Annotated in this window: 8 protein-coding genes; 3 read left to right on the forward strand and 5 right to left on the reverse strand. The window is 66.8% G+C overall.

Annotated elements, in window-relative coordinates:
* Positions 1-365: 365 nt before the first annotated feature.
* Complete coding sequence (locus tag BM385_RS17660; RefSeq protein WP_093843628.1) at positions 366-947, reverse strand: DUF305 domain-containing protein; 582 nt, start codon at positions 945-947, stop codon at positions 366-368.
* Between the two features lie 65 nt (positions 948-1,012).
* Positions 1,013-1,354 (reverse strand): DUF6153 family protein, encoded by a 342-nt coding sequence (locus BM385_RS17665; RefSeq protein WP_019436015.1) that lies wholly within the window; start codon positions 1,352-1,354, stop codon positions 1,013-1,015.
* A 131-nt stretch (positions 1,355-1,485) separates the two neighbouring features.
* On the opposite strand from BM385_RS17665, the gene BM385_RS17670 reads away from it, so the two are divergent.
* Positions 1,486-2,244 carry a polysaccharide deacetylase family protein gene (locus tag BM385_RS17670; RefSeq protein WP_093843629.1) on the forward strand — a complete coding sequence of 253 codons (759 nt, stop codon included), beginning with the start codon at positions 1,486-1,488 and terminating at the stop codon, positions 2,242-2,244.
* Between the two features lie 71 nt (positions 2,245-2,315).
* The gene (locus BM385_RS17675) at positions 2,316-3,107 is read left to right on the forward strand and encodes a VOC family protein (RefSeq protein ID WP_019436013.1); all 792 of its coding nucleotides are present in this window, start codon (positions 2,316-2,318) and stop codon (positions 3,105-3,107) included.
* A gap of 62 nt (positions 3,108-3,169) precedes the next feature.
* On the opposite strand, the gene BM385_RS26815 is transcribed toward BM385_RS17675, so the two are convergent.
* The 3 genes from BM385_RS26815 to BM385_RS26820 are packed head-to-tail and all read right to left on the reverse strand — an operon-like array spanning position 3,170 to position 6,410.
* Positions 3,170-3,943, reverse strand: a complete 774-nt coding sequence (locus BM385_RS26815; RefSeq protein WP_139275195.1) for a hypothetical protein — start codon at positions 3,941-3,943, stop codon at positions 3,170-3,172.
* Complete coding sequence (locus BM385_RS17685) at positions 3,940-5,982, reverse strand: hypothetical protein (protein WP_093843630.1); 2,043 nt, start codon at positions 5,980-5,982, stop codon at positions 3,940-3,942. Before BM385_RS17685 ends, BM385_RS26815 begins: the two co-directional genes overlap by 4 nt.
* Positions 5,979-6,410 carry a hypothetical protein gene (locus BM385_RS26820; protein ID WP_139275196.1) on the reverse strand — a complete coding sequence of 144 codons (432 nt, stop codon included), beginning with the start codon at positions 6,408-6,410 and terminating at the stop codon, positions 5,979-5,981. The genes BM385_RS17685 and BM385_RS26820 overlap by 4 nt, the downstream gene beginning before the upstream one ends.
* Positions 6,411-6,968: 558 nt before the next feature.
* Between BM385_RS26820 and BM385_RS17690 the strand changes: the two genes are divergently transcribed.
* Positions 6,969-7,286, forward strand: a 318-nt coding sequence (locus BM385_RS17690; RefSeq protein ID WP_139275197.1) for an IS5 family transposase, incomplete at its 3' end; no start/stop codon positions are given.

Genomic DNA, 7,286 nt, shown 5'->3' on the forward strand with positions numbered 1-7,286 from the left:
CTTGGGGCGGATCAGGCGATTCGAGCGGGAATCCTGGTCAGCCCGCCGGGGGACAACGCCGGGGTAAGGACAGAAAAGTCTGAAGAACTGATAGGCGCATTGCGACGGTGGTGCGCGCGGCTGTGTCGAGTGGCATGACGGAACGCGGAACGATAACCCCCCTCTGAACGGGCGCAGGCCGATCACAACCCCCACGGGTGTTTATGGGGATTGTGTGTTTTGGCTGCGCGGTTGAAGCCTGCCTTATGAAGATCGAATAGGCCAATGGGGTTACGCGGGGGGCGCACGTTGCATTACGCGCGCCCCGGGGTACGCCGAGGGGCGGATAGCCGGTTTCCCGCGCTACCCGCCCCTTATGGCGAACGTCAGTTCAGAAGTTCGGTCATCTGCTCGATTTCGCTGGACTGGGAGGAGGCGATCTCCCGCGCCATCTCCTTCGCCGGCTCATACGACCCGGAACGCTCCAGCTCACCCGCCATCTCGACCGCCCCCTCGTGATGCACGATCATCAGCCGCAGAAAAGCGGCGTCGAATTCCGCGCCCGACGCCTCCTCCAGTTCGGCCATTTCCTCGCCGGAGAGCATCCCGGCCATCTCGTGGCCGCCGTGGTGCCCCTCTTCCGCACCCCATTCCGAAAGCCAGGAGCGCAGCGTCGCGATCTCCGGACCCTGGGCCCGCTCGATCTCTTCGGCAAGGGTCCGCACCGCCTCCGCGTCCGCCCGGTCCCGGGCGAGTTCCGCCATGGCGAGGGCCTGCTCGTGGTGCGGAATCATGCCCTGGGCGAAGGCCACGTCCGCGTCGTTGAAGGTGTCCGCCCGGGATTCCCCGCCGTGCCGGGAATGACCGGCGGACGGCTCGGAATCACCGCCGCAGCCGGCGGTGAACAGAACGGCGGAGGCGACGGCGGCGGCGCCGAGCGCCCGCGTCGCAAAACGGTATGACGTCATGGTGGAAAGAACAGCTTTCTGTGCGGTACTGCGGAATGGTGTGCGCGCGGAAGACCACGGCACGCCTATATGCGCAGCGTCTGCAGAAAGCTCAGTGAGGGCGGAGCCGGAGGTGCCGGCCCCCGCCCGGTGACTCCGGCCGGGGCGGACCGGAGGGCGACGGCGCCCGCGTCACCGGTGTGGGGGACGGGCAGCGGCGGCGCCTGGGCCGTCCCACCCGCCACACAGTCCGGATCCGCGTGGGCCGGATGCGCCGCGCCCTGCATGTCGTGCGCGGGCGCGCCCACTTCCGGATGGTGCGCCCCGGCGCTGATCACCACCCCCGGCGCCAGGCCGTGCATGGCGAACAGCCCGGCGAGTACCGCCAGGATCAGCAGCACGCCACGGCCCCGGTTCACGGCCGCCATCCTACGGGTACCCCCCACGGGTACCTGGGAGCGGGGTCCGGGCTGCTCGCGGAACCCACCGGCGAGCTGCCTATACACCCAACGTATAGTCGGACGAACCGCCTTCACGACCACTCGGGGGACCGTCCGTCATGCCGCAGTCCAGAAAATCGCTCACCGCTGTCGCGGGGGCCGCCACCCTCGCGCTCACCCTCGCCCTGACCGGCTGCTCGGCCGAGCGCATATCCCCCGAGAGCGTCCGCGAGGCGGCCGACGAGAAGGCGGGCGGCGCCTTCGGCTCCGTGGACTGCCGCGACGCCAAGTGCATCGCCCTGACCTTCGACGCCGGACCCGGCCCGTACACCGCCGAACTGCTCGACATCCTCGCCGCCGAAGAGGTCCCCGCCACCCTCTTCCTCCTCGGCAAGAAGCACATCGACACCTACCCCGAACTGGTGGTGCGCGCGGCCGAGGAAGGCCACGAGCTGGCCAACCACACCTGGACCCACCCCCGCCTCACCGAGGTGGACCGGGACGAGGTCCGCGACCAGCTCCAGCGCACCAACGAGGCCATCGAGGAACTCACCGGGCAGACCCCCACCCTGATGCGCCCGCCCCAGGGCCGTACCGACGACACCGTCGCCGAGGTCTGCGAGGAGCTGGGCCTGGCCCAGATCCTGTGGTCGGTCACCGCCAAGGACTACCAGACCACCGACTCCGACCTGATCACCGAGCGCGTCCTGGACCAGGCCGACCGCGACGGCATCATCCTGCTGCACGACATCTACGAGGGCACCGTCCCCGCCGTCCCCGGCATCATCGACGCGCTCAAGGCCGACGGGTACACCTTCGTGACCGTCTCCCAGCTGATGGCCCCCGGCGTTCCCGAGCCGGGCAAGGTCTACCGCTGACCCGAGCGGTGGCGGCCGGCCGCGGGTGGTGTCACGCTGACAGCTGAGACCCAAGTGACCAGGGAGGAACCGTGCTGACCACCGACTTCGCCCCCGGCTCCCCCTGCTGGCTGGACCTCGGCGCCCCCGACACGCGGCGGGCCGCCGCGTTCTACGGCGCGGTGCTCGGCTGGACCTTCGAGGCGGTGAACCCCGAGAGCCCCGAGTTCGGCTTCCTCCAGAGCGCCGGCCGTACGGTCGCGGCCCTCGGCCCGCTCACCGAGGAGGGCGCCCGCTCGGCGTGGATGCTGTACTTCGCCACCACCGACGCGGACGCCACCACCACGGCGGTCACCGACGCCGGCGGCACCGTCCGGGTCGCGCCCACCGGCATGGACGACACCCACCGGATGGCCCAGTACACCGACCCGCAGGGCGGCCAGTTCGCGGTCTTCGAACCCCGCGACGACATGGGCCTGGACCTGGTGGACGCCCCCGGCTCCCTCTCCTGGACCGAGCTGTACACCCCGGACGGCGCGGCGGCCAAGACCTTCTACTCCGCGGTCTTCGGCTGGACCTACCAGGACATGCCCCTCCCGGGCGACGGCGGCACCTACACCCTGATCGCCCCGGCCGGCCGGGACGTCACCGCGATGCAGGGCGGCCTGATGCAACTGCCACCCACCGCCCTCACCGCCACCCACGGCGCGGCGTACTGGCACCCGGTCTTCGCCGCCGAGGACTGCGACGCGGCCACCGCCCAGGTCACCGCGAACGGCGGCACGGTCCAGATGGGCCCCGAAACGGCCGAGGGAGTGGGCCGCCTGTCCGTCTGCCAGGACCCGCACGGCGCGGACTTCGTCCTGCTCACCCCGGAGAGCTGACCCCGCGCGACGGACGCCTCACGACGGGGCGTTGCAAGGGAGCGGATGGTTACTCCTCGGAATCAGCGGGAGGTGAGGTCCTCCTCGTGCTCGTGGTGGATGAGATTTACAAGTTGTTGAAGAACCCGGGCTGCGGCTGTGGCCACGGCGGGGTCTTCAAGGGCCGACAGCAAGATGTCGACGCGGGCGCGGATCAGCGTGCTGGCAGTCGTTGGCTCGGGCGACCCAGAGCGGAGCAGGGTCGTATGGAGCGTCTGAAAAGCGGAAATCACCTCATCGACTCGGGCCTTGGTGACATCAGAGGCGTTCAGGGTTTCGGCATGCTGGTCCAGCCAGGACAGTAGGCCGAGATTGGGGTCGAGTAAGCGGTCACGCAGCAGCTCGAGGCGCACGGTTTTCTCATGGTGTGCCACGGCGAGAGCCTGTTCGGCCGCGAGTTGCCGGTCAGCAAGAAGCTTGGTATCCGGATCAAGGCAGATCGAGACATGAGCCTGCACTGTCAGTTGAGGATCGACGGTCGAGGGTAGGGACAACACTGCATTCACGGCGTCTTCGGCTTCCCGGAAATCCAGTGGGTGAAATCCGGAAGTGATGCCCACCGCCTTCTGTCGGAGCATGGCACGGGCCACAGCGTTCGCATGGCGGGTGCCAACGGAGCATTGCGGGCTGAGCGTGACAGTGGAGGAGAAGCGTCCGCAGAAGTACAGCCCCTTGCTGAGGCTGGGGAGCCGGCTTTCGAAGTGGCGGATGCCATTGGAAGCGGGTTGACGTTTCGCCTCAGCAGAGGCAGCAGGGGTTACCGGCTTGCCTCTGCGGAACAGTTGGGCGAGTCTCACGGCAATGGTGCGGGCGATGGTGTGCGGTTGCGTGCAGCGGCCCCTCGCACGGACCGGACATAGGAATCGAGCAGTGCGCGACGGAGAGGACTAGAACCGCCGACGATCCTATGGAGGTCACCGTTCAGCGGATTGCTGGATTCCTCTTCGAAGACTGCGGAGATCACTGCTTCGATCGGTTCCTGGGGCAGCAATCCTGATTCAACCGCCGAGCACCAGCCGTCCAACGCGGCGGCGGCCAACGGGCGTGAGTCGGCACGTCGCCATGTACTCTGCCAGCCGTCTCGCAGCATCCCCAGGACTGCCGCTCCCCTGGCGCCTTCCTGGGTGAGCAGGTGGTTCACCAGCCTGGTGTCGACCTGCTCGCCGTCCGAAGTGAGAGAAAGCAGCCGAACGAACGCCGAGCCGCTGGGGGTCGGCGCCGTGGCCCAGCCGACTAGGGCTGCCAGTGTCCGTCCCATGGAATTCGGTGCCGTGAGCAGATCGGCGAGGGATGACATCGCCTCGTTTCCGGGCTCGGCCTCCGTGCTGGTATCGAGGACCTTCCGCAGTCGATTAAGAGCTACCCGGGTGTATTCCGTACCGAAGCGTCGCCGACAGATGTCTGCTACTGCTTGTTGCCGGTCGGGCATGGTCGGTGCCTTGCTCCAGTCGCTCAGCCTGTCTCGTACGGACGGGCCGATGCGGGGATGCACCGCGAGATCGTCCAGGACACGGACGGCAAGGCTGCGCTGACTGTCCTCCTTCACCCACTGCTCAACCCGGTCCAGGACGACGCCGGCGCCCTCTGATTCGGCGAGGGCCGTCAGCGCGGCAGCCAAACGGTCGAGATGGCCTGACCCGGCGCACTTGGGCGAGCTGATGTGGCCAAGCCACCGGGTCAGGACCGGGATCAGCTGTGGTCGGGTACGCCAAACATGCCGGAGCAGAGCCTGGGCGATGCCGGGGTATTTGTGGTTGACGGAGATGGTGCTGTCGTCCAGGAAGGAAATGCCTGCCTCGTCGCACCGGGTCTTGGCGTCCGGCCCGGCCAAGACACCTCCCTTGTCCGGCGGCCAGCCGACATCCTCTGCGCTGAGCAGCAGATCCGCGGAATCCAGCACCGCCCGGGAAGGAGCGCCTTCGAGAAACGCGGTGGCGATATACAGGGCTCGGCGGGGAACCCATGCGTCATCGCTGCTGCCGAACCACTCCTTCAGCTTCTCGTCCCAGCCCTGATAGGCGGCGACGGCCCGCTCGTCCTTTCGGTGATCAGCACGCTTGATCACCTCGGCCAGGCGAACCGCTGCATGAGGAGGTGTTGTCGGACTCAGCAGATTCGTGAAGAGGCTGTCGTCGTGCAACCAGGCGATGCGCTCGCTCGCATCGAATCTGGTCCGCAGCCACCGTTCGGTGATTCCGGCCGCATTTGGACGGCCCATTCGTAGGGGCACGAGGGGTGGCGTAGGGAAGACAGTGCCCGTGATTAGCGTTCCCCAGACCCGCGCGGAGGCGAGAACGATGAGATACGTGCCTTGCTCGCGTGCCAGTGCAGCGTACTCGTTCAGCCCGTTCCTGAAGGTCTCAGTGAGTGCTTCGCCCTCGGCGGACAGGTTGAGGAGGTAGCCGCAGCGCTTCTCGCGGGGAATCCGGGAAACATCCGGGGAATCCCAGTCGGGGAAGAGTTCGTAGATCTCAGCTTTTTCGGGCAGAAGTTCATCGAGCAGGCGCAGGGCTGTCGTTCGCGCGCCGGACCCAGGTTCCACCACCAGGACGAGAACACTCGCCCCGGGATTGTCCTCAGCACCTGGAGTGAGCAGTTGGAGGGCGTCGTCGAACTCCGCCGGGCATTCGAATTGCTTGCTGGAAAGGATTCCGCTGCGGGAGATGGCGTGTGGCTCGAGGTGTGCGAGCTGAGTGATGTACTTGGTGACGGTGACGTTGAAGCCTGCCAAGAGGTCCCCGTAGACCTCGTTTCCCGTGATCTGAGGGAAGGTCGGGATCTCGGCCGACGGCAGCTGCCGGTCCACCTTGTCCTTCAGGGCCCCGTTCTCTGTCATCGATTTACCACCGTGTTCGTGTGCCCGCCAAAGTTGAGGTCACCTTTTACCGTGTTGTCCGCGATCCGCACACCACTGTTCACGACTCCCGAGCCCTGAGTGATTCCGCCGGGAGTTGCCAGCAACTCCTCGGCAATGCGGCGAAGATCGGCAGCCGCCTGAGGACTGTACTCGGCCACCTTGCGCAGATCGCCCGCGAGACCCGTGCTGAGGTACCGTGCAGCGGTCTCACGTTCCCCGGACGGCAGCGCCAGCAGATCCTGCTCGAACCCATCCAGGCGCACAGTCAGGGCGCTCTGTTCGTCGGGCGTGGCATGGCGTCGGAAAACCTTTGCGAATCCGTCCCTGGCCAAGTGCCAGAAATCGGTTCCGACCGATCCCAGCGCGGCTCCTGCCGCGAGAGTGACGATGTCTGTCGGTGTTGCCATGGGTTCCCCTTGGTCGTGGGAAGCGGTTGGCACCGCCGTGGCGCATCCAGCAGCCGGTGCGGTGTGGCCAATACAGATATCGGGAGGTGCGGTCCTTCCCTCTGTGATCGGTCGTTCCCCCGAGGCGAGAATCATGCGCTGGATCCCTGCACCACTTCACACTTGAGGCGCTCCATTCCCATGAGTCCCAAAGAGCTCAGGGGCGTCGTCGGAAACCCCAATGGCAGTGGGTGCCGAACGTCTATGCGAGGTGAAAATGAGCTAACCGATATTGGCTACGATCAGTCCGTTTGCCGGCGCATTGCTGGGAAAGTGCGCCCGTGAAGGTATCCACAGTGCGCTGGCTTCTGGCCCCGCGCAGCGCGATGCGCGCGCGGCGGCTCATGAGAATGTACGGGGGCCGGCTTCCGTACGAGACCGCCTGGCAGATGGCACGTCTCCACCATTGCCCCGATGAACTTCCCTATGCCCGGAGTGCCTCCCTGGACCGACGTCGCGGAACCGCCGGGAGGTGACGACTAGGGCGTTTCTTTCGGATCACCGGATCGTTGGTCTGGTGTGTCGTTGACTGATGCCCAGTGGGCGAGGATCGAGCCGTTGCTGCCGGATCGGACTCCGAAGCGGGGAGGGCGGTGGCGTGATCACCGTCTGGTGATCGACGCGATCGCGTTCAAGTACCGCACCGGCACGCCGTGGATGGACCTGCCCGAACACTTCGGGTCGTGGAAGGGCGTCCACAACCGACTGCGGAAGTGGGCCGCCGACGGCACGTGGGAGAAGGTCTTCACCGCCCTGCTCGCCCGGGCCGACGCCGAAGGCGACCTCGACTGGGTCGTCGCCGTCGACTCCACCATCGTCCGTGCCCACCAGCACGCC

This window comes from Streptomyces harbinensis (assembly GCF_900116145.1).
Taxonomy (GTDB): domain Bacteria; phylum Actinomycetota; class Actinomycetes; order Streptomycetales; family Streptomycetaceae; genus Streptomyces; species Streptomyces carpaticus.

Bases quoted from the DNA above. Each gene is read 5' to 3' on its own strand.
- BM385_RS17660 (WP_093843628.1), bottom strand. From the start codon at position 947: ATGACGTCATACCGTTTTGCGACGCGGGCGCTCGGCGCCGCCGCCGTC.
- BM385_RS17665 (WP_019436015.1), bottom strand. From the start codon at position 1,354: ATGGCGGCCGTGAACCGGGGCCGTGGCGTGCTGCTGATCCTGGCGGTA.
- BM385_RS17670 (WP_093843629.1), top strand. From the start codon at position 1,486: ATGCCGCAGTCCAGAAAATCGCTCACCGCTGTCGCGGGGGCCGCCACC.
- BM385_RS17685 (WP_093843630.1), bottom strand. From the start codon at position 5,982: ATGACAGAGAACGGGGCCCTGAAGGACAAGGTGGACCGGCAGCTGCCG.
- BM385_RS26820 (WP_139275196.1), bottom strand. From the start codon at position 6,410: ATGGCAACACCGACAGACATCGTCACTCTCGCGGCAGGAGCCGCGCTG.